This window comes from Dyadobacter chenhuakuii (assembly GCF_023821985.2).
Lineage (GTDB): Bacteria > Bacteroidota > Bacteroidia > Cytophagales > Spirosomataceae > Dyadobacter > Dyadobacter chenhuakuii.
Genome location: NZ_CP098805.1, coordinates 3,859,861 through 3,879,366 on the forward strand (window position 1 = coordinate 3,859,861; position 19,506 = coordinate 3,879,366).

The following is a 19,506-nucleotide window of genomic DNA, read 5'->3' on the forward strand; positions in this document are numbered from 1 at the left end:
ATTATTCTCAATAACCAACTAATATGAAAAGAGCACTTCTCCCGTTACTGATTTTGCTTATTACGGTTTCTGCCATGGCGCAGCAACTTCCTCCAAATCCCAATTACAAAGCGAACGATCGTTTTGAACAATTGGGCACAATGCTTCCAACACCGAATTCAACCCGGGCAGCATCTGGTGCGCCGGGACGTGAATACTGGCAGAACCGCGCTGATTATGACATTAAAGTGGAACTGGATGATGATAAAAGAAAAATCATCGGCTCTGAAACCATTACATTCTTCAACAACTCCCCGGACGACCTGAAATACATCTGGCTGCAACTTGACCAAAATCTTTTCAAAAAAGACGGAATCGGTGCCACTTCCAGAACAGGCTCGGTAAGTGAAAAAGGAATGTCAACAGCGCAGCTGGCAGCATTAAACAACGGCCGCGGCTCATCCCTTGACCCGAATGTTGAATATGGTTATAAAATAGGTTCAGTAAAGGACAAAGCGGGAAAAGTATTGCCTTACACGATCAACGGAACCATGATGCGCATTGATTTGCCGATGACATTGAAGTCCGGCACAAGCTATGTTTTTGGTGTGGACTGGACTTATAATGTTACCGAATATTACGGACGCAGCGGTTACGAGTTTTTCCCGAAAGACGGCAATGCTAACTATTTCATCGCCCACTGGTTCCCACGCCTGGCGCCTTACGACGACATTAATGGCTGGAACCACAAGCAATTTTTAGGACAAGGTGAGTTTGCATTGATCTTTGGAAATTATAAAGTGGCCATCACCGCTCCCGCCGATCACGTGGTGGCAGCCAGCGGCGAATGCCAAAATTATGCACAAGTGCTTACGGCAACCCAAAAGCAACGTTTGAAACAAGCTGAAACTTCCAAAACGCCCGTTTTGATCGTTACCCAAGCCGAAGCAGAAAAAGCAGAAAAACGCGAAAATAAGAATCCAGGCAAGAAAACGTGGATTTACAAAGCAGATAATGTACGTGATTTTGCATTTGCCAGCAGCCGCAAATTCATCTGGGATGCCATGCAAACCGATGTTTACAAAAGCGGCCGCAAGATCTGGTGCATGTCTATTTATCCAAAAGAAGGGAATCCGCTTTGGGAGCAATATTCGACCCGTGCCGTTGCGCACACATTGAAATCTTACGGCGCGCGCACATTTGAATATCCTTACCCAGTTGCAATCTCATGCCATGGCGTTGCAGGAGGCGGGATGGAATATCCGATGATCAGCTTCAACGGCGGCCGTCCTGAGGAAGATGGGACTTACAGCGAGGCTGTAAAATATGGCATGATCGGGGTGATTATCCATGAAGTAGGGCACAACTTCTTTCCTATGATCGTGAATTCCGATGAACGTCAATGGGCTTGGATGGACGAAGGCTTGAATACATTCTGCCAATATCTGGCTGAGAAAGAGTGGGATTACAACTTCCCTACCCGCCGCGGTGAGCCTAACCAGATCACAGATTATATGTCGTCTGACAAGTCTGTGCTGACGCCTATTATGGCCTCCGCAGAAAACGTAATAGGCTTGGGACCAAATGCTTACGCGAAACCAGCAACTGCGCTGAACATTCTCCGCGAAACCGTTATGGGCCGTGAATTGTTCGACCATGCATTCAAAGAATATGCAACAAGATGGAGATTTAAAAGTCCATCCCCAGCCGACTTTTTCCGCACCATGGAAGATGCCTCAGGCGTGGATCTGGACTGGTTCTGGAAAGGCTGGTTTTATGGAACCGAAGCTGTGGATCAGGACCTTGTAAGCGTGGATTGGTTTAGCATTGATACCCAGAATCCGGAAATTGAAAAGGAAATCGCGCGTAAAGAAGCCGCGCGTAAGCAGCAGACAATGAGTAAAATGCAGGATGCCAAAACCAAAGGCGAAACCGTTGTTGCACAGGATTCCACCATGGCCGACTTCTACAACCGCTATGATCCATTCAAGGTTACGGAAGCGGACAAACAGAAATACAACCAATATCTGGCGACACTTTCGGACAATGAAAAGGCGCTGATCCAGGAAAACAGCAATTTTTACACCCTTTCTATCAAAAACAAAGGCGGATTGCCCATGCCGGTGATCGTGAAAATGGGTTTTGAGGACGGCACTGATTCTGTGGCCGTATTCCCCGCAGAAATCTGGCGCTTCAACGACGCAAAGATTAATAAGGTGATTTCCACCAAAAAGAAAGTCGTGCAATGGACATTGGACCCATACCAGCAAATCGCAGATATTGATACAGAAAACAACGCCTTCCCGCGCGTAGCTGCGCCCACAAGGTTCCAGATCTTCAAGCAGCAGCAACTCAAAAAGACGCCTAACCCCATGCAAATGCAAGGAACTGGCGCCGGAAAAGTCACCACCGATCCGAAGAATTAAAGCTTTTTTAATAAAAAAACGAAACCTCCCCGAGCCTTGTTTCGGGGAGGTTTTTTTATGTTATTTCAAAATGGATTCTATGTAATTTCAAAATAGAAGTTATGTAATTTCAAAATTCAATTCATAAACGTTTATAATTCAATAGATTAGCATGAACATCGTAATTCTTGACGGCTATACCCTTAATCCTGGTGACCTGGACTGGGCACCGATCCATAAGCTGGGGCATGTCGATATTTATGACCGCTCTGGTGAAGAGGAAATTATCGGACGGGCGAAGGAAGCGGAGGCGCTTTTGGTAAATAAAGTCGTGCTGACAGAAGCGATCCTGGATCAACTGCCGAAATTGAAATACATTGGTGTAATGGCGACGGGGTATAATAATATCGATATCAATGCGGCCAGAAAACACAACATTACAGTTACCAATGTGAAGGCATATGGCCCTGCTTCCGTGGCGCAGCAGACATTTGCATTGCTCCTGGCGGTTGTGAACCATGCCGAGCTGCATAGTCAGAGTGTGTTTGCAGGTGATTGGGTGGCCTCACCGGATTTTTGTTATTGGAAAACACCGTTAACCGAACTGGCAGGAAAAACAATGGGATTGATCGGCTTGGGAGACATTGGATCACAGGTTGCGAAAATTGCGCTGGCATTCGGGATGAATGTGATTGCATATAGGAAGCATCCCACGCCAACGGAAGGAGTTGAAATGGTTTCGCTGGAAGAAGTTTTTAAAAAAAGTGATGTAGTAAGCCTGCATTGCCCTTTAACCGACGAAACCAAAGAGATCGTCAACAGAGAGCGGCTCGCCCGCATGAAGCGTAATGCTATCATTCTCAACACCGGGCGCGGCCCGCTTATCCAGGAGCATGACCTTGCAGAAGCACTAAAAAACGGCATCATTGCCGGAGCCGGACTCGACGTATTGTCAACAGAACCACCAAAAGCCGACAATCCCCTCCTATCCGCCCCCAACTGCATCATCACCCCTCACGTTGCCTGGGCCACATTCGAAGCCAGAAAGCGACTCCTCCAAATGGTCGCCAACAACCTCGAAAGCTACATGCACGAAGAACCGGAGAATGTGGTTTCGTAAAACCATTTAGAGGAACATTTGTTACCCGAAATGTTTATATTTGATTATAAAACTAAAAGATTATGCTTACCGCAGTTGAAGGGATTTATGAAAACGGACAGATCATCCTGAAAGAGAAACCGGCCGTTAAACAGCGTGTCAAAGTTTTTGTAACTTTTACAGATGAGGTCGCGGAAGAAGAAAAAAAATCAATGGCGCGCCCTTCTACGCAATTGAGAGGTGCCTGGAAAGATGCCGACAAAAGAGAAATCCAAAGCTACTTCGACAATATCAGGAATGAATGGGAAAGAGATATCTGATTGACACGAATGTTGTTACAAAATATTTAACCGAAGAACTTTCCGAGAATGGTCTTGATCTGATCGATTCGATAATAGATGCAGGCGACGCCCAAATCTCCGTTATATCCCGGATTGAATTATTAGGCTTTGCCCCAAAAAGCGATCATCTCGCCCAGTTTATAAAGCAGTTCCTACAAATTTCCAATGAATTTGGCATTGCCGAGGATATCGTGCAAAAGACGATTGAAATACGAAAAGCTTATAGGATCAAAATTCCCGATGCAATCATTGCTGCGACCGCATTAACAAGCGACCTGATCCTGCTTTCGGATAATGATTCGGATTTCGGAAAAGTGTCTGGGTTAAAATACATTAACCCAAGAAAATACACTTAGTAACCCTACTTCCGAGTCTTCTTTCCCTTACCCCAGTTCTTTTTCATCTTGGTATAGGACTTCTTGCTGACTGTTTTTTTGCTTTTGGGGCGGGAGGTTCCTTTTTTCTTTCGGGCGTTGATGTTGTTGACAAGGGAGTTTTTAACGCCTAGTTTGTTCTTTTTCTTGCCGCTGGTCTTCGCTTTTGTGCCGCCTTTTTTCTTTGCTTTCTTAGCCATAATCGATGCCGTGTTAAGTGTTTCGGCAAGACGTTAAATATCCGTGCCCGCTCGACGGGAAACAAAAAAGCCCCGGATCTTTGCAGATCCGGGGCTTCCTTCTATATAATCCTTACGCTGCCAGGGATTCACCCGCAAGCATTTCATGGATTTCACGCATTCTTCTTCTTGCAATGGGCACCTTCCGTCCGCAGCTTAGCAACAGCGTGTCAGGTTCGATTTGTGCCGTAATGTACATTGGATTAACAATGTATGATTTGTGGATCCGGATAAAATCGACATTCAAAATCTCCACCACTACTTTCAGCGTTTTGGACACCAGGTATTTCTTGCCCTGACGCGTATGAATGTAAGTGTAGTTCCCTTCCCCTTCCAGAAACGTGATCTCTTGTGCAGAAACCCACAAGATCTTGCCGTGCATGTGCACTGCAATGAGGTGAGCATTGTCAACGTCGGCGGGTTCGGCTGTCCAGGAGAATGGATTCATTAAAGTTGTTTTCATGGCTTAATAGATAAAAGTTAAATTGATTTTAGGGTAATGCCCTGGCTATTAGAATGACACAAAATTCGCTCGCAATTGTTGCGGTGGGAAACAGATATTATCCGTACTGTAAGATTTGGTATCTGTATTACACTTTTTGGTGGATGATCTGTATGTATCGCCATTTTCACCAATAGTTTACCTGAAAGTCGCAGGTAAGCAGTTTGGAAGGAGATTAGTGACATTTCAGCACTTTTTTTATACAATTGACAGCCGATCCGTTTCTGCCGGATTTCCCGCGTTCCTATTTTTGCTGTTCTTGTTTTTACTATGATGCGAATCCGGTTCAGGTATTTCGATAAGTATTTTGATACGCTTCGAAAAAACCGTCTAAACTTCTTCATTCTTGTATTGGTGATCCCCTGGCTCGTTCCGGTGGTAGGTTACCTGATGTGGGGAAGCATTTACTTTTCGGACCTGCGGGTTTTCCTGGGCGGGAGCTTTATTAACCTTATACTCTGCCTGATAGCCAATCACATCAATCAGATCATCGCCATTATCATTGCCAAAATATATCCCGACACACACCAGTCCGTTTTCCGCGTGGTGTTCTGGTTTGTGCTTTATTCAATTGTTAATGTTTGTATTCTGATGGCGGTGCTGCTGGCCTATGATCGGATTCATTTATTTGGCTTTTCGATCCAGCGTGAACGGGCCATGTGGTCTGTATTCCTGCTTCTTGCGGCTTCGCTGATCGGTGCGGGGCTTACGGAACTGGCCTATACATTCATGCAGTGGAAAACCAATCAGGACGAATTGCAGCAGATGGAACAGCGGCAATTGCTTTCCGAGCTGGAAGTGGTCAAACAGCAGGTTAACCCTCATTTTTTATTCAATTGCCTTAACTCCCTGTCTGTACTGATCTCAGAGTCGCCTGCTACGGCTGAGAAATTCGTGGACGAGATGTCCAAAGTTTACCGCTATCTGCTGAGTGTCAACGGCCCCGACCGTGAAACAAACATGGTTACGCTCGACGCCGAGCTTCGTTACATCCGCTCGTACATTTACTTACTGGAGACGCGTTTTGAAAACGGCATAAGCATTTCCATTCAAGCCGCTGATCTGTATTTGAATGGTCAAATGGCGCCCTTAACATTGCAAACATTGATCGATAATGCGATCCGGCACAACATTGTTTCCGCCGACCATCCATTGCGGATTGCTATCCGGACCACCGCCACCGGCCAGCTGGAAGTGGTCAATAATTTGCAAAAAAGGACCGTGCGCACGCCATTCAGCAATGCCGGTCTGGCCACATTGATATCACGCTATAAAATGCTTTTCAACCAGGCTGGAACCATTCAGATCAAGGAAGAAGGATCAGAATTCACAGTGCTTTTGCCCCTGATCTATACATGATAAAACATTACAGATTTCAGCACATTGGCCAGCTGATATGGTTGAGCCTCTTTGGCAGGTGGATGTTTGTCCTGCTTGTGCCCTGGTTTGTGCCCACGATCAGTTATTTGCTCATCGGTGATCCTTATTTTGCGAGCATTCCAAATTTTATTTTGGGTACATTAATGGTCTTGGCTATGACCATTCTGGCATTTATTCCGCATGATTGGGCGGCGCAATATATTGCTCAGACATATCCATCCATCCATTCGTCACTGAAAAGAGCAGTGTACACCGCGCTCTCATTTTGCGTCCTTACGGGCGTCTATGTGACGACATATGGCCTATTCATCATTCATTTCCGGCCATTGAATGCACAATTGGATTTCGGGAAAATGATAAATGTGTATTTGTTTGAAATGCTGGCGATCCTGCTTTTGACCTGTTTGTACGAAGTAAATTATTCGCTGCGGAAATGGAAAGAGATCAAGATCAATAAAGAAGCCATCAAAAAGGCCGGATTACAGGGACAGCTCCAAAGTCTGAAAAGCCAGGTTAACCCGCATTTCTTGTTTAATAGTCTGAATACACTTTCGGCACTCATCCATGACGAGCCTGCCCGGGCCGAGCAGTTTGTGGATGAAATGGCGAAGGTTTACCGTTATCTGCTGCAAACCAACCAGCACGAGCTCACGACGCTGGCCACCGAAATCCGTTTTATCAAATCATATTATCACCTCTTGCGGACCAGATACGATACGGGCCTGGAACTCGTCATCAATGTGAGCGACAGCGCTTTAAACAAATATATTCCGCCTTTAACATTGCAATTACTGGTTGAGAATGCCGTAAAACACAATACGATTCTGGAAAAAAATCCGCTTCTGATAGCCATTACTTCGATCGACAATGACCAGCTGGAAGTGCGTAATAACCTTTTGGAAAAATCAACCCGCGTAAAATCAACCCGGCTGGGGCTTGCCAATATTGAGGCTAAATACAGGCTGCTATCCGACAGGCAGCCCGTGATCGACCTGAGCACCGACCACTTTGTCGTACTGTTGCCCTTGCTTATGCAAAATCCTGATAACCAATGAATATCTTAATTGTTGAAGACGAGAAGCTTGCCGTGCGCAAACTCACAAAACTGCTGGAAGAGACCGCTCCGGAATTTGTAATCAAAGGCATTACACCCAGCATTGAAGCCACGGTGGAATGGATTTCGGAAAACCGCGAAACCGGCAGCGCCGAGCCGGACATTATTTTTCTGGACATTGAGCTGGCAGATGGGCAAAGCTTTGAAATATTTAACCGTATAGAAATCAGGAGCACCGTGATTTTCACAACATCCTATGACGAATATGCATTACAGGCATTCAAGGTCAACAGCATTGATTATCTGCTGAAACCCGTGCAGCAGGAAGATCTGCAACGCAGCATCAGGAAGTTCTACGACCTCACCGGAAACCAGCGGAAACCAGAAATGCCAGCATTGCCTGCTAACCTGGAAAACATCCTCAAAAACCTGCAATTACAACAGCCAGCCGCGGATTACCGCAAACGTTTTCTGGTGAAGCAGGGTGCAAGGATGATGTCGGTCGAGATTTCGGAAATCGCTTACTTTTATATTGAAGACGGGGTTAGTTTCTTCAAAAACCAGCAGGGTCAGAAGTTCGTCGTGGATTATCGCATGGATGAATTGGAGCTGTTTCTCGATCCCGACCGCTTCTTCCGCATCAACCGCGGCCTCATCGTCACGCACCAATCCGTAACCCAGATCCAACCCTACTACAACAACCGCCTGGCCCTGACATTAAAACCAACCTTCGAAAAAGAATCCATCGTAAGCCGCGAAAAGACGAACGATTTTAAGAAATGGATGGGGAAGTAAGGTGTTACCCACAAGCATAAGTAACCATCCGATGATAAATTTTGATACATTGTTTCTCGTTTTACTGACAATTTCAGAACTTAGTGAGAAAAGTGGCTATGCGATATCGTTTACTTAAGTTTGTTTCTTTTGCCATGCTGTTCTTTATGGATAGCTGCATTGAGCCGTTCTCTCCGCCTGAGGTCAATTCTGTTGAAAATCATTTGGTTGTGGATGGATTTCTGAATGTGGGGAAAGACACCAGCCGGATAGAACTTAGGAGAACGCAAAATGTAAATCAAACGGCCGGCCCGACGATCGAATCCAATGCAACTGTTTCGGTCGAATCGGAATCGGGAGAAGTGAATGCGTTTACTGAGTCACGTGCGGGCTTGTATGAGCTTCCACCCCGGCCATACAATACCGCCGACAAATACCGGATCCGGATCAAGACGCAGGATGGAAATGAATATTTATCTGATTACGTGACGGTTAGCGTTACACCTGCCATCGACAGCCTGACCACCAAGTTTGACAACTTCCAGGATGCAATGATATTTTACGTAAACGCCCACGATGCGCAGGGAAAGACACAGTTTTACCGCTGGAAATTTGAAGAAACCTGGGAATATCGCGCGGCCTACCAAACGGGCATCGAAGTGATTGACAAGAAATATGTTTCCCGGACGAAAGACATTAATCAATGTTGGGGAAATATGCGCTCGGGAAGCATTCTGTTGGGGACAACAGTGAAACTTTCCAGTGACATTATCAAAGATCTGCCACTTTTCAAAGTCCCTGTTTCGACTAATAAACTTTACATTAAATACAGCGTACTGGTGCGGCAGTATGGCCTTTCCAGGCCTGCGTTCGAATACTGGACGGCACTTTCCAAAACCACGCAGGGAACAGGAAGCCTTTTTGATCCCCAACCTTCGCAGGTTACCGGCAATATCAAAAACACCAAGGACGGAAAAGAACTCGTGTTTGGGTATTTCAGCGCATCAACCGAAGAAACAAAAAGGCTTACGATCACCCCGAAGCTTGGAAGATTCCCGACCTGCATGATGCCCGATACATTTGACGTAGTATGCAACCCCATGAGCAGCAGGCAATGCGGGCTCGAAACTACCTCATTATTACTGTCATACACAGGCCTGAGGGGAGAATTCCTCCTGGGCGCCCCGCCCAGCTGCACCGACTGCCGGGAGCAGGGCGGGACATTGGAAAAACCCAAATTCTGGTAACCGCTGCACTGGAAAGGATGAGGTAAATGAAGAGATAGCATTGACAAAAATGCCGAACTGCTTTATATTTGCGCTTTAACCACAAACTGATATCCATGTAAGAGCAATTTCTTTCACAAAAAAATAACCGGGGCCACTTCAATCGGCTCTTGATTTATTCACTTTTAAAGAAAGAAATTATGCTTTTTCTCCAAGGTGTCGCGTATGCGCACCCTAACAGGGATTTATTGCTTTCCAATATAAATCTCTCTATCAATCGACATGAAAAAATTGCCCTGATCGGCAATAATGGCTCGGGAAAATCCACGCTGCTGAAAATGCTTGCGGGCCAACTGCTCCCTTCCGAAGGACTTGTCAAAGCTGAATCCGAACCCTATTATGTTCCGCAGATCTTCGGTCAGTTCAATGATCATTCCGTTGCGAAAGCGCTGGGTGTTGAGGGAAAAATCAATGCTTTAAGGGCCATTCTGGATGGAAATGTCACCGGAGAAAATCTCGCGTTGCTAAACGATGACTGGGCCATTGAGGAACGTTGTTGCGAAGCATTTGCACATTGGCAGTTGGGTGCATTGGATCTCATGCAAAAAATGGAAACGCTCAGCGGCGGCCAAAAGACAAAGGTTTTTCTGGCCGGAATCATGGTTAACCAGCCGGAAATAGTGCTTCTGGACGAGCCCAGCAATCATTTGGATGCTGCGGGCAGGGCTATTCTTTCTGATTATATCAAAACAACATCAAACACCCTTGTGGTGGTAAGCCATGACCGCACGCTGCTTAATCTGCTTCAAGCCGTGTATGAATTATCCAAACACGGCATAACGGTGTATGGCGGCAATTATGATTTTTATGCAGAACAAAAAAGCATTGAGAAAGAAGCATTAAACCATGATTTGAAAAGTAAGGAAAAAGCATTGCGTAAAGCCAGAGAAACCGAAAGGGAATCTCTGGAACGGCAGCAAAAGCTGGATTCGCGGGGCAAAAAATTGCAGGAAAAAGCAGGGCTGCCCAGGATTTCCATGAACACATTGAAGAATAATGCTGAGAAAAGCACTTCGAAAATGAAGGACGTGCACGCCGGCAAAGTGGATGCCATCGCCCAGGAACTGAGCCAACTGCGCACTGAAGCGGTGGATGTGGATACAATGAAAATCGGTTTTGATGATTCCAGCCTCCATAAAGGGAAAATACTGGTGTCGGCGGAGCACATTCAGGCCGGATATGACAACAAGTTGCTGTGGAAAGAACCACTCAGCATGCAGATCACCAGCGGCGAACGCATTGCCATCAAAGGCCATAACGGGTCAGGCAAGACAACATTGATTAACCTCATGCTGGGAAATCTGGAACCACGCTCGGGGAACATTTACCGTGCTGTTGATCAGTGTATTTACATTGATCAGGACTATTCTTTAATTCATAACCATCTGAGCATTTACGAACAGGCGCAGCGCTATAATTCGGGGCATTTGCAGGAACATGAGGTAAAAATTCGGCTTAACCGGTTTTTATTCACGAAAAATGAATGGGAAAAGCGATGCGAAAACCTTAGCGGAGGAGAAAAAATGCGCCTCATTCTCTGCTGCCTGACGATCAGCAACCAATCGCCGGACATGATTATCCTTGACGAGCCAACAAATAATCTGGACATAAAGAACATTGAAATCCTGACCACAGCAGTGAATGAGTATCGCGGCACATTGCTCGTCATCTCGCACGACGCTTATTTTCTATCCCAAATCAACATTGAAAGGACAATTGAGCTGACATGAAAACCTCGCGCAACGGCCCTGATCAGGCCGTTGCGTTTTTCAGATATAAGCTGGTAATGGATCCTTCTGCACTCAATAAATCGACAGGCGTGCCTTCGAAAACGACTTTTCCGCCTTTTGTGCCGCCATCCGGCCCCATATCGATGATCCAGTCTGCATTCTTGATCACATCCAGATTATGCTCGATGACGATCATGGTGTTTCCGGCGTCTACAAGGCGGTTCATGATAGAAAGCAAATGCGTTATATCCGACATATGCAGCCCCGTCGTAGGCTCGTCAAGGACGTAAATGCTGCCTTTTTTATGAAGTTCGCTGGCGAGCTTGATGCGCTGACATTCCCCGCCGGACAATGTGCTGAGCGGCTGGCCGAGCGTGAGATAGTCAAGCCCTACATCGCTCATAGCTTGCAACTTATGCAGAATGTCTTTTTGTGTAAAATAATCCAATGCTTGTAAAACGGTCATTTCGAGGATATCGGAAATGGACTTTCCATCCAGCTTATAAGCCAGCACTTCCTCCTTGAAACGCTTCCCTTGCCAAATTTCGCAAGGTGTTTTGATCCCGTCCATGAAGGCCAGATCGGTGTAAATCACGCCCAGCCCCTGGCAATTGGGGCAAGCGCCCTGCGAATTGAAGCTGAATAACGACGCGCTTACGCCATTCTCCTTTGCAAATGCCTTGCGCACATCGTCCATGACGCCCGTATAGGTGGCAGGGTTCGAGCGCGTGGATGTCCCCACAGCCGACTGGTCAATGACGATCGCCTTGGGATGTTGTTTTAAAAACACATGATTAATGAGTGAGCTTTTGCCCGAACCGGCCACGCCCGTAACCACTGTCAGCACGCCGCCTGGAATGTCCACACTTACATTATGCAAGTTATTCACCTTTGCATTTTTCACAGAAAGCTTGCCCGAAGCTTTGCGGGATTTTTCTTTGAGCGGCAACGATTGCTTGATATGGCGACCGGTAAGCGTATCTGCCTTGACAAGCTCAGCATAGGTTCCCTCAAAAACAATGTTTCCGCCCTTGCTTCCCGCGTGCGGGCCTACATCTACGATATGATCAGCCACTTTAATCACATCCGGATCATGCTCAACCACAATCACTGTATTGCCTTTGTCGCGCAACTTTCCGAGCAGTTCGTTTAACCTATGGACATCACGCGGATGTAAACCCACACTCGGCTCATCGAAGATATACATAACATCGATCAAGCTGCTGCTCAGATGCTTAACCATCTTTACCCGTTGTGATTCTCCTCCCGACAATGTGGTCGTTTCCCGGTCCAGGCTCAGATATTCCAGGCCAATGTCCACCAAATGCTGCAACCTTTCGGATAATGTAGCCACCATGGATGCGGCCAGCGGATCTTTGATTTTACTGATCAATGACACCAGTTCCGACACTTCCATCGCTGACATTTCGGCTATATTCCTGCCATCAATTTTACAGTTCAATGCAGCCTGGCTCAGCCGCGCGCCGTGGCAGGATGGACAGGGTTTGAGGGCAATGTAAGGCGCAACACTCTTTTGCGTCCGCTCCGATAATGTCTTAATGTCCCTTTTAATATATGACTTTTCAAATTTCTCGATCACACCCAGGTAAGTCGCATTCATCGTTCCGCCTCCGACCTGCAACTTGTATTTCAGGTCCTTACCATAGAGCAGCAGCTTCATTTCCTCATCCGTGAAATCTGAAAGTTTTTTATCATTGTCAAAAAACCCCGAACTCGCGTAACTGCTTTTTTCCCAGGTCGCAAACACCGGAACCTGCACGGCGCCTTCGTTGAGGGACTTGGACATGTCCAGAAACGAGTCCGCCACAACGCCCATTTTTTTTCCTATCCCATTACATTCCGGGCACATTCCCTGCGGATCGTTGAATGAAAACGCATTGGAATTCCCGATATGCGGCTTCCCGATCCTGGAAAACAGCAAGCGTAACACCGGAGAAATGTCCGTAATCGTGCCCAATGTTGAGTGTGAATTCCCGCCTAACCTCCTCTGGTCGACCACAATGGCCATGCTGAGATTTTCAATCGCATCGGCGTGTGGCTGGGCGTATTTGGGAAGAAAATTCCGGATAAACATGCTGAAATTCTCATTCAGCTGGCGTTGCGCCTCCGTGGCAATCGTATCGAACACGATGGAAGATTTTCCCGATCCCGACACGCCTGTGAAGATGGTGATCTTGCGTTTTGGAATGCGCAGTGAAACGTTTTTCAGATTGTTTTCACGCGCACCCCGGATTTCAATAAATTCCTGATACATGGCTTTTTGTTTATAATTCATGGCTTGCCACAGAACAAGGTAATTCTGTGCTATTCTTCCGCTCAAATGAGCTATTTATCCGCCGGCATGTGCGCCAACTTTGTGTCATCAAAATAAACATTAAAAACACAAAAAAATAAGATCATGTCAAAAACCATTTTTATTACCGGCGCATCCAGAGGATTTGGAAAATTATGGGCGGAAGCACTCCTGAAACGCGGAGATAAAGTTGCCGCCAGTGCTCGCAACATTGCAGCCCTGGACGATTTGGTTGCCACGTACGGCGACAAGATCCTGCCCGTTCAGCTCGATGTGAACGACAGAAATGCAGTAAACAAAGCCGTAGCACAGGTTAAAGAGCATTTCGGAAGCATTGATATCCTGATCAATAATGCGGGATACGGGGTGTTTGGGACAGTGGAAGAAACTACGGAAGAGCAGGCACGGGCGCAAATGGAAACTAACTTCTTTGGTTTGCTGTGGGTTACACAAGCCGTGCTTCCGGTTATGAGAGCGCAAAAATCAGGTCATATTATCCAGGTTTCCAGCTTTTTGGGACTAACAACATTGCCTATGCTGGGCTTGTATAATGCATCCAAATTCGCAGTGGAAGGCCTAAGCGAAACCATTGCCAGCGAAGTCGCCCATCTCGGAATTAAATTCACACTCATTGAACCCAACGGATACGCAACAGAATGGGCTGGAAATTCCGCAGTTCAGACCACATCGGACATTGCGGATTATGCGCCCGTACGCGCTGCATTTGCCGAATCGGGCGAGAATCCCGACGGCTGGGGCAAGCCAGAAGCGACCGTGGACGCTATTCTGAAAGTGATAGACAGTGAAAATCCCCCGCTGAGATTATTGCTGGGAAAAGTGGCCTATCATGGTATGAACCAGGTTTATACAGAACGCCTAAAAGACATTCAGGCATGGAAGGACGTCAGCATTGCGGCGCACGGACATTGAGTAGGCCGAATTATAAAAACAGCTAAATTGTTAACTCTGAACAATTCGTTTTTAGCAATACAAATGAAACATTATAAAACGATAAGCGAGATCCATAAGGGCAATGGCTGGGCGCCACCGGAAAATCCGCTGTTCAGCATCAATGCTTGTAACAATGCCTGCACGCTCGGCAACCGCGAGTTCACCAGCGATGCTTACATGATCGGCTTCAAGAAGTTAAAGTCCGGCATAATTCGCTATGGCAGAACAGAATATGACCACAGCGAAGGCTCGATGATGTTTGTCAAACCCCGGCAGATCATTGAAATAAAGGACATTGAATTTGAAGAAAAGGGATTTATGATCCTCATTCACGAAGATTTCCTGGCCGGCCACGAACTCCACCATGCCATTCAGAAATACGGTTATTTTGACTACGAAGTCAATGAAGCGCTGCACCTTTCCCCAAAAGAAGAAACGGTGATCTGGGAACTTCATGACAAAGTAAAAGCCGAGTATCAAAATAACCCCGATGAATACAGCCGGGAGATCATCCTGAGCCACATTGCCTCGATTTTGATGTATGCGCAGCGGTTTTATAAAAGGCAGTTCCTTAACCGAACCGACATGTCAGGCAAAACCGTCACCAGGTTCAACGATGCGCTGGGGGCTTATTATGGCCAGGGATATTTGCAAACAAAGGGGTTACCCAGTGTAAATTCAATCGCGGAGCAGCTCAATGTTTCCTCGCGTTACCTCAGTGACCTGCTCCGTCAGGAAACAGGCAAAACCGCCATGGACCTCATTCATATATCATTGATTTCGGAAGCAAAAAACATGTTAAGAGAAGGCAGTCAGGGCGTTGCAGAAATTGCGTACGGACTCGGGTTTGAAAACAGCTCCTACTTCACGCGGTTATTCAAAAAGCAAACCGGCATGAAACCGCTGGAATTCAAGAAGATGAGTTTGAATTAGATAATTATAGATTGAGCTTGAATTAGCAAACCAAGCGAAAGCAAAAATAAAAAGGCCTGGCGAGTTGATATGTATCTCAACTTCCAGGCCATATTTTTATAGTGTGTCTAGTGCTGCTTATGGTGTGCTTAATGCCGCTTTCCACTTTTAAGACAGGCGAACCGAATAAAGCGGCTTCATAATCCTCGGTCTTTTACCCGATTTCTGCATCCCGGCCGAAGCACTCTCACGCTGGAAAGGATTGGTGTTTTCAAATATGCTTTGGTCTTCGAATAACTCCTGATTTTTTGCTGACGATTTCATGTTTTTAGCTTGTTGATGAATTGTGATAAGGGTAGATAAAAATCTGTGCCAGAAGTGGGACATATAAAAGCCAGGCAATCCAAACAAGGATTACCTGGCTTAATCAAGAGATTTAAACATTAAGCGCAAAGGCGCCCGCTCATTCGCCCATCATTCTCCCCTTCTCAATCCGCTGAAAGAAAAACAGCAACTCTTTAAACGAAGTAAAAACGTCATTCGCACGTCGGCTGTGTCCGAGCTCCGTCTGCGCCGCCATATAGCCGCTGTAAATTTCCCAAAGGTCATTCATCCAGCTGGCAGCGCTGCTCTGAGATAGCAACTCCGCAACTTCCCGGCCATAAGCCAGATGCCTCGAATCCAGGGATTCGGCGTTTGGTTGTGTGTTCATAATGTTACATTATTAGGATTGGAAAATAGGACGCCCTGTTTTAGGTGTCCTAGCAGATGTAACACCGCTCGGGGAGCTTTCGCCGACCCCCACCATAACAGGGCATTTCTTGCAAGTTTCTTCATAAGTTACATTTGATTAGGAGCTTGAATGTTCGGAAGAAATTTGGAGAAATGCAAATGTTATGGCGGGGTACCTTGTAAATACATAGGTGATCTTATAAGCAATCGATATATACTGCTAAATAATTAAATTTTATAATTAGCTCTCTTAATAAATATTTATGTTGCTTTAAGCAAAACGGAAAATTAATTATTCCTTTACAAATGACTCAGAAAGAGATCAGGAATTTCAGGAGTCTAGTAACCGAAACTTCAATTATACAGCACAAGTTACGTTACATGATTGACAGAACAACCTGGGAGCAGTTGTCAAGAGTTATTTTTCCGGAAAACATTTTCGCATAATCTTGGTATTATAATAATTTTTAGAAATACGAATTTTATTACTTAACCACGAGATAATATCTTATGAGCAAAAAAATCAATAATGTATTGATTGAAAGAGTAAACCATCTAATAGAACTGGCAAACAAGTCACTTGCAACTAAGTTTACAACAGAAGATAGTTTTCATTGGTATAATTGGGTTTCTCATGAATCCTTTTATGAATTTCAGACTGCATCTCAATCATTTATATTAAATGTTTATGGTGAGAACAGCCCTTATCTCAGCCAATTCAAGCAGTCGATTGTAAATAATAAATACGAGCAGGTTTTGGCTGGCAAAGGCATTATAAATTCCATAAAAACTGAAATTGAGAATGGCTGGCTAGGAACGTTGAAGGGATTAATGTCCTCAGAAATTTTTAGTGACTTTCTGGAAATGTCTCAACATTTATTGGACGAAAACTACAAAGATCCAGCTGCTGTAATGATTGGGAGCGTCCTTGAAGAGCATTTACGGCAATTATCGCTAAAACATGGTATTCCTATTAACGAAATGTGACGTCCGAACAACGACGTAGGGTTGAATTCAGGCTATCTACAATCCAAGATTTTTCCACCCTCTATACTTTCGCAAACCTCTCCAACGCCTCAGAAACGCCACCTAAAAAATTAACCCTCCCACCGCGGTTACTTTCCCTAATAAAATCCTGAATGCTCTTTCCGGAATATTTGTCAAAGTCGCCGATGATAGCCAGGCGCATTCGGTAGTTGGAGAATTTTTGAAGGATTTCTCCGGCGATGCCGGTTTTTAGGTCGAAGAAGGAGGATGTGATGTTTGCTTCGTCAAGGATAATGCTGTCAAAGCCTTGGTAATAAAGGTTTCCAAGCAAGTCCAGTCCATCTTCGGCTGTTTCGATAATCAGCTTGTCAGAAGTGACTTCTGCGATCTGGACTTCGCCCGCAGTATGGGATATAATGTTCATTGTAATGTAAGATAGAAGTAATTGGGTCAAGCAAATTTTCGTCTTTTTGACCCAATTAACAAAACGTTTACACATTTAGGGATGCCTGCTCAGAGGGACAATCGCTGGTAATCGGTTGCTCCGCCCCTCCCCCTGGCGTGATAATTTACACACTCCTTTCTCACACTCACAAAATAACAAATGCCCAGAAAGAACCCTGAACATGCGCGGATTGAGGATTATGGATTGATTGGAAACTTGAAAACTGTTGCCCTTGTATCCGTGGAAGGCTCTATCGATTTCATGTGTTACCCCGCCTTCGATTCCCCAACTGTTTTTGCCAAATTACTGGATAATAAAAGTGGCGGCAGCTTCGGTATTTATCCGCAAATGGATGGTTACAATACCAAGCAGCTTTACCTCCCGGCAACGGCAGTGCTGCTTACCCGCTTTTTCTCAGAATACGGGATCGCGGAAGTGACTGACTATATGCCGGTTAACGACCAGATGGACAAGTCAAATGCAATCGTTCGGCAGGTAAAAACGGTGCGTGGCAACATCACTTTTCAGGCGAAATGTGAGCCTGCTTTTGATTACGCCGGCGCTTCGCACACTTGCGAAATGCGTGATGACGGTGTTTATTTCAAAGCAAATGATAAGGATGGGACAGTCATGCGCCTGATAGCGGATGTTCCGTTACAGATCAGGAAAAATGCAGGTTATGCGGAATTTACGCTTGAACAGGGAAACACGGCTTATCTTGTGCTGGAATGTGGCAAAACGCAGGTGGAGGATGAAAATCCAATTGATGTCTATAAAAAAGATACTTACCAGGATACGGTTGATTTCTGGCGGAACTGGTCCAAGAAATCGACTTATAAAGGTCGCTGGACGGGTGCCGTGAACCGTTCGGCTATTACGCTCAAACTGCTCACTTCCCGCGAGCAGGGTTCCATGGTGGCTGCCCCGACGTTCAGCTTGCCGGAAGTGATCGGCGGCGGGCGAAATTGGGATTACCGCTTTATGTGGATCAGGGACGCGGCATTTACGATGTACGCATTCCTCCGGCTCGGTTATACCGATGAGGCCACGGCTTTTCTGGAATGGATTCACGACCGTGCCCAGGAAGACAAGCTTTACCTCATGTATACGATCGATGGCGGCCATGATATGGAAGAAAAGGAGCTGGAACATTTGAGCGGCTACCAAAACTCAAAACCCGTAAGAATCGGCAACGGGGCGCAGGACCAGTATCAGCTGGATATTTACGGGGAACTGATCGACACCATCTACATTTATAACAAACAGCATACTGCGATCACGTTTGAATTTTGGGAAACCATTGTGAAGCAGGTTAATGTGGTTACCAAGCAGTGGAAAACGGCCGATCACGGAATCTGGGAGATCAGGAACACCGAAAAACATTTTCTGCACAGCAGGCTTATGTGTTGGGTAGCGATGGACCGCGCAATAAAGATCGGCCAGCACCGCTCATTCCCTTTCCCGGAACAGGATTGGAAAAAAGTGCGTGACGAAATTTATACTGACATTTATGAAAATTTCTGGAATGATGAAATCGGTGCGTGGGTCCAGCATAAGGGCGCGAAAACGGTGGACGCCAGCGTGTTGCTCATGTCGCTGATGCATTTTATCTCTCCTTACGAGCCGCGCTGGCTGTCTACATTAAAGGTCGTGGAAGAACAGCTGGGTGTTGACGTACTTCTATATCGATACAAAAACGGCGAAACATCATTCGACGGCCTTGAAGGTGAAGAAGGCACATTTAACATGTGCTCCTTCTGGTATATTGAATCCCTCGCCAAAAGCGGGGAAGTCGCAAAAGCGCTCGATAGTTTTGAAAAAATGATAGGTTATGCCAATCACCTGGGACTGTTTAGCGAACAAATCGGCCACAAAGCCGAGCACCTGGGCAATTTCCCACAAGCATTCACGCACCTGGCTTTAATCAGTGCGGCATTGGAGATTGATAAGAAGTTGGATAGATAGCTTTGTGTTGTTCGCCTCTATGGTTTCGGCATATTAT

General features: G+C 45.9%; 19 protein-coding genes. 13 read left to right on the forward strand and 6 right to left on the reverse strand.

Features of this window, described 5'->3' with window-relative positions; genetic code table 11:
• Positions 1-23 precede the first annotated feature (23 nt).
• From NFI80_RS15955 to NFI80_RS15970, 4 genes are all read left to right on the forward strand, one after another.
• Positions 24-2,405, forward strand: coding sequence for a M1 family metallopeptidase (locus NFI80_RS15955; protein ID WP_235156790.1), 2,382 nt, complete (start codon positions 24-26; stop codon positions 2,403-2,405).
• A 151-nt stretch (positions 2,406-2,556) separates the two neighbouring features.
• Positions 2,557-3,504 (forward strand): D-2-hydroxyacid dehydrogenase, encoded by a 948-nt coding sequence (locus tag NFI80_RS15960; protein WP_235156789.1) that lies wholly within the window; start codon positions 2,557-2,559, stop codon positions 3,502-3,504.
• Positions 3,505-3,566: 62 nt separating this feature from the next.
• Positions 3,567-3,803: a hypothetical protein gene (locus NFI80_RS15965; RefSeq protein ID WP_235156788.1), complete on the forward strand. Its 237-nt coding sequence runs from the start codon at positions 3,567-3,569 to the stop codon at positions 3,801-3,803.
• Positions 3,785-4,180 carry a type II toxin-antitoxin system VapC family toxin gene (locus NFI80_RS15970; protein WP_235156787.1) on the forward strand — a complete coding sequence of 132 codons (396 nt, stop codon included), beginning with the start codon at positions 3,785-3,787 and terminating at the stop codon, positions 4,178-4,180. Before NFI80_RS15965 ends, NFI80_RS15970 begins: the two co-directional genes overlap by 19 nt.
• Before the next feature lie 5 nt (positions 4,181-4,185).
• Here NFI80_RS15970 and NFI80_RS15975 read toward each other — a convergent pair whose 3' ends face one another.
• Positions 4,186-4,398, reverse strand: a complete 213-nt coding sequence (locus NFI80_RS15975) for a hypothetical protein (protein WP_026631134.1) — start codon at positions 4,396-4,398, stop codon at positions 4,186-4,188.
• Between the two features lie 112 nt (positions 4,399-4,510).
• A complete protein-coding gene (locus tag NFI80_RS15980) occupies positions 4,511-4,900 on the reverse strand; it encodes a LytR/AlgR family response regulator transcription factor (protein ID WP_235156786.1) in 390 nt (129 codons plus the stop codon).
• 309 nt (positions 4,901-5,209) lie between these two features.
• Between NFI80_RS15980 and NFI80_RS15985 the strand changes: the two genes are divergently transcribed.
• The 5 genes from NFI80_RS15985 (at position 5,210) to abc-f (ending at position 11,163) form a co-directional block, all read left to right on the forward strand.
• Complete coding sequence (locus tag NFI80_RS15985) at positions 5,210-6,298, forward strand: sensor histidine kinase (protein WP_235165186.1); 1,089 nt, start codon at positions 5,210-5,212, stop codon at positions 6,296-6,298.
• Positions 6,295-7,374: a sensor histidine kinase gene (locus NFI80_RS15990; protein ID WP_235165187.1), complete on the forward strand. Its 1,080-nt coding sequence runs from the start codon at positions 6,295-6,297 to the stop codon at positions 7,372-7,374. Before NFI80_RS15985 ends, NFI80_RS15990 begins: the two co-directional genes overlap by 4 nt.
• Positions 7,371-8,168 carry a LytR/AlgR family response regulator transcription factor gene (locus NFI80_RS15995; protein WP_235165188.1) on the forward strand — a complete coding sequence of 266 codons (798 nt, stop codon included), beginning with the start codon at positions 7,371-7,373 and terminating at the stop codon, positions 8,166-8,168. Before NFI80_RS15990 ends, NFI80_RS15995 begins: the two co-directional genes overlap by 4 nt.
• Positions 8,169-8,314: 146 nt before the next feature.
• Positions 8,315-9,394 carry a DUF4249 domain-containing protein gene (locus NFI80_RS16000; protein WP_235165189.1) on the forward strand — a complete coding sequence of 360 codons (1,080 nt, stop codon included), beginning with the start codon at positions 8,315-8,317 and terminating at the stop codon, positions 9,392-9,394.
• Between the two features lie 179 nt (positions 9,395-9,573).
• Complete coding sequence (abc-f, locus tag NFI80_RS16005; RefSeq protein WP_235165190.1) at positions 9,574-11,163, forward strand: ribosomal protection-like ABC-F family protein; 1,590 nt, start codon at positions 9,574-9,576, stop codon at positions 11,161-11,163.
• Positions 11,164-11,185: 22 nt separating this feature from the next.
• Here abc-f and NFI80_RS16010 read toward each other — a convergent pair whose 3' ends face one another.
• Positions 11,186-13,459, reverse strand: coding sequence for an ATP-binding cassette domain-containing protein (locus NFI80_RS16010; RefSeq protein WP_235165191.1), 2,274 nt, complete (start codon positions 13,457-13,459; stop codon positions 11,186-11,188).
• Between the two features lie 123 nt (positions 13,460-13,582).
• Here NFI80_RS16010 and NFI80_RS16015 point away from each other — a divergent pair, with 123 nt between their 5' ends.
• Together NFI80_RS16015 and NFI80_RS16020 are read left to right on the forward strand one after the other, a co-directional pair.
• Entirely contained in the window at positions 13,583-14,407 is an 825-nt protein-coding gene (locus NFI80_RS16015; protein ID WP_235165192.1) for an oxidoreductase, read from the forward strand.
• Positions 14,408-14,470: 63 nt separating this feature from the next.
• Positions 14,471-15,361, forward strand: coding sequence for a helix-turn-helix domain-containing protein (locus NFI80_RS16020; RefSeq protein WP_235156778.1), 891 nt, complete (start codon positions 14,471-14,473; stop codon positions 15,359-15,361).
• Between the two features lie 147 nt (positions 15,362-15,508).
• Here the strand turns inward: NFI80_RS16020 and NFI80_RS16025 are convergent, their stop codons facing one another.
• Positions 15,509-15,664 carry a hypothetical protein gene (locus tag NFI80_RS16025; RefSeq protein WP_233795043.1) on the reverse strand — a complete coding sequence of 52 codons (156 nt, stop codon included), beginning with the start codon at positions 15,662-15,664 and terminating at the stop codon, positions 15,509-15,511.
• Between the two features lie 139 nt (positions 15,665-15,803).
• Positions 15,804-16,052 carry a hypothetical protein gene (locus NFI80_RS16030; protein WP_235165193.1) on the reverse strand — a complete coding sequence of 83 codons (249 nt, stop codon included), beginning with the start codon at positions 16,050-16,052 and terminating at the stop codon, positions 15,804-15,806.
• 530 nt (positions 16,053-16,582) lie between these two features.
• Here NFI80_RS16030 and NFI80_RS16035 point away from each other — a divergent pair.
• On the forward strand, positions 16,583-17,059 hold the full coding sequence (locus NFI80_RS16035) for a hypothetical protein (RefSeq protein WP_235165194.1): 477 nt from the start codon (positions 16,583-16,585) through the stop codon (positions 17,057-17,059).
• 61 nt (positions 17,060-17,120) lie between these two features.
• On the opposite strand, the gene NFI80_RS16040 is transcribed toward NFI80_RS16035, so the two are convergent.
• Positions 17,121-17,483 carry a DUF4180 domain-containing protein gene (locus tag NFI80_RS16040; protein ID WP_235165195.1) on the reverse strand — a complete coding sequence of 121 codons (363 nt, stop codon included), beginning with the start codon at positions 17,481-17,483 and terminating at the stop codon, positions 17,121-17,123.
• A gap of 180 nt (positions 17,484-17,663) precedes the next feature.
• Between NFI80_RS16040 and NFI80_RS16045 the strand changes: the two genes are divergently transcribed.
• Positions 17,664-19,469 carry a glycoside hydrolase family 15 protein gene (locus tag NFI80_RS16045; protein ID WP_235165196.1) on the forward strand — a complete coding sequence of 602 codons (1,806 nt, stop codon included), beginning with the start codon at positions 17,664-17,666 and terminating at the stop codon, positions 19,467-19,469.
• Positions 19,470-19,506 lie beyond the last annotated feature (37 nt).

Excerpts from the sequence above, each read along its gene's own strand:
- NFI80_RS15955 (WP_235156790.1), top strand. The coding sequence starts at position 24 with ATGAAAAGAGCACTTCTCCCGTTACTGATTTTGCTTATTACGGTTTCT.
- NFI80_RS15960 (WP_235156789.1), top strand. The coding sequence starts at position 2,557 with ATGAACATCGTAATTCTTGACGGCTATACCCTTAATCCTGGTGACCTG.
- NFI80_RS15965 (WP_235156788.1), top strand. The coding sequence starts at position 3,567 with ATGCTTACCGCAGTTGAAGGGATTTATGAAAACGGACAGATCATCCTG.
- NFI80_RS15970 (WP_235156787.1), top strand. The coding sequence starts at position 3,785 with ATGGGAAAGAGATATCTGATTGACACGAATGTTGTTACAAAATATTTA.
- NFI80_RS15975 (WP_026631134.1), bottom strand. The coding sequence starts at position 4,398 with ATGGCTAAGAAAGCAAAGAAAAAAGGCGGCACAAAAGCGAAGACCAGC.
- NFI80_RS15980 (WP_235156786.1), bottom strand. The coding sequence starts at position 4,900 with ATGAAAACAACTTTAATGAATCCATTCTCCTGGACAGCCGAACCCGCC.
- NFI80_RS15985 (WP_235165186.1), top strand. The coding sequence starts at position 5,210 with ATGATGCGAATCCGGTTCAGGTATTTCGATAAGTATTTTGATACGCTT.
- NFI80_RS15990 (WP_235165187.1), top strand. The coding sequence starts at position 6,295 with ATGATAAAACATTACAGATTTCAGCACATTGGCCAGCTGATATGGTTG.
- NFI80_RS15995 (WP_235165188.1), top strand. The coding sequence starts at position 7,371 with ATGAATATCTTAATTGTTGAAGACGAGAAGCTTGCCGTGCGCAAACTC.
- NFI80_RS16000 (WP_235165189.1), top strand. The coding sequence starts at position 8,315 with ATGGATAGCTGCATTGAGCCGTTCTCTCCGCCTGAGGTCAATTCTGTT.
- abc-f (WP_235165190.1), top strand. The coding sequence starts at position 9,574 with ATGCTTTTTCTCCAAGGTGTCGCGTATGCGCACCCTAACAGGGATTTA.
- NFI80_RS16010 (WP_235165191.1), bottom strand. The coding sequence starts at position 13,459 with ATGAATTATAAACAAAAAGCCATGTATCAGGAATTTATTGAAATCCGG.
- NFI80_RS16015 (WP_235165192.1), top strand. The coding sequence starts at position 13,583 with ATGTCAAAAACCATTTTTATTACCGGCGCATCCAGAGGATTTGGAAAA.
- NFI80_RS16020 (WP_235156778.1), top strand. The coding sequence starts at position 14,471 with ATGAAACATTATAAAACGATAAGCGAGATCCATAAGGGCAATGGCTGG.
- NFI80_RS16025 (WP_233795043.1), bottom strand. The coding sequence starts at position 15,664 with ATGAAATCGTCAGCAAAAAATCAGGAGTTATTCGAAGACCAAAGCATA.
- NFI80_RS16030 (WP_235165193.1), bottom strand. The coding sequence starts at position 16,052 with ATGAACACACAACCAAACGCCGAATCCCTGGATTCGAGGCATCTGGCT.
- NFI80_RS16035 (WP_235165194.1), top strand. The coding sequence starts at position 16,583 with ATGAGCAAAAAAATCAATAATGTATTGATTGAAAGAGTAAACCATCTA.
- NFI80_RS16040 (WP_235165195.1), bottom strand. The coding sequence starts at position 17,483 with ATGAACATTATATCCCATACTGCGGGCGAAGTCCAGATCGCAGAAGTC.
- NFI80_RS16045 (WP_235165196.1), top strand. The coding sequence starts at position 17,664 with ATGCCCAGAAAGAACCCTGAACATGCGCGGATTGAGGATTATGGATTG.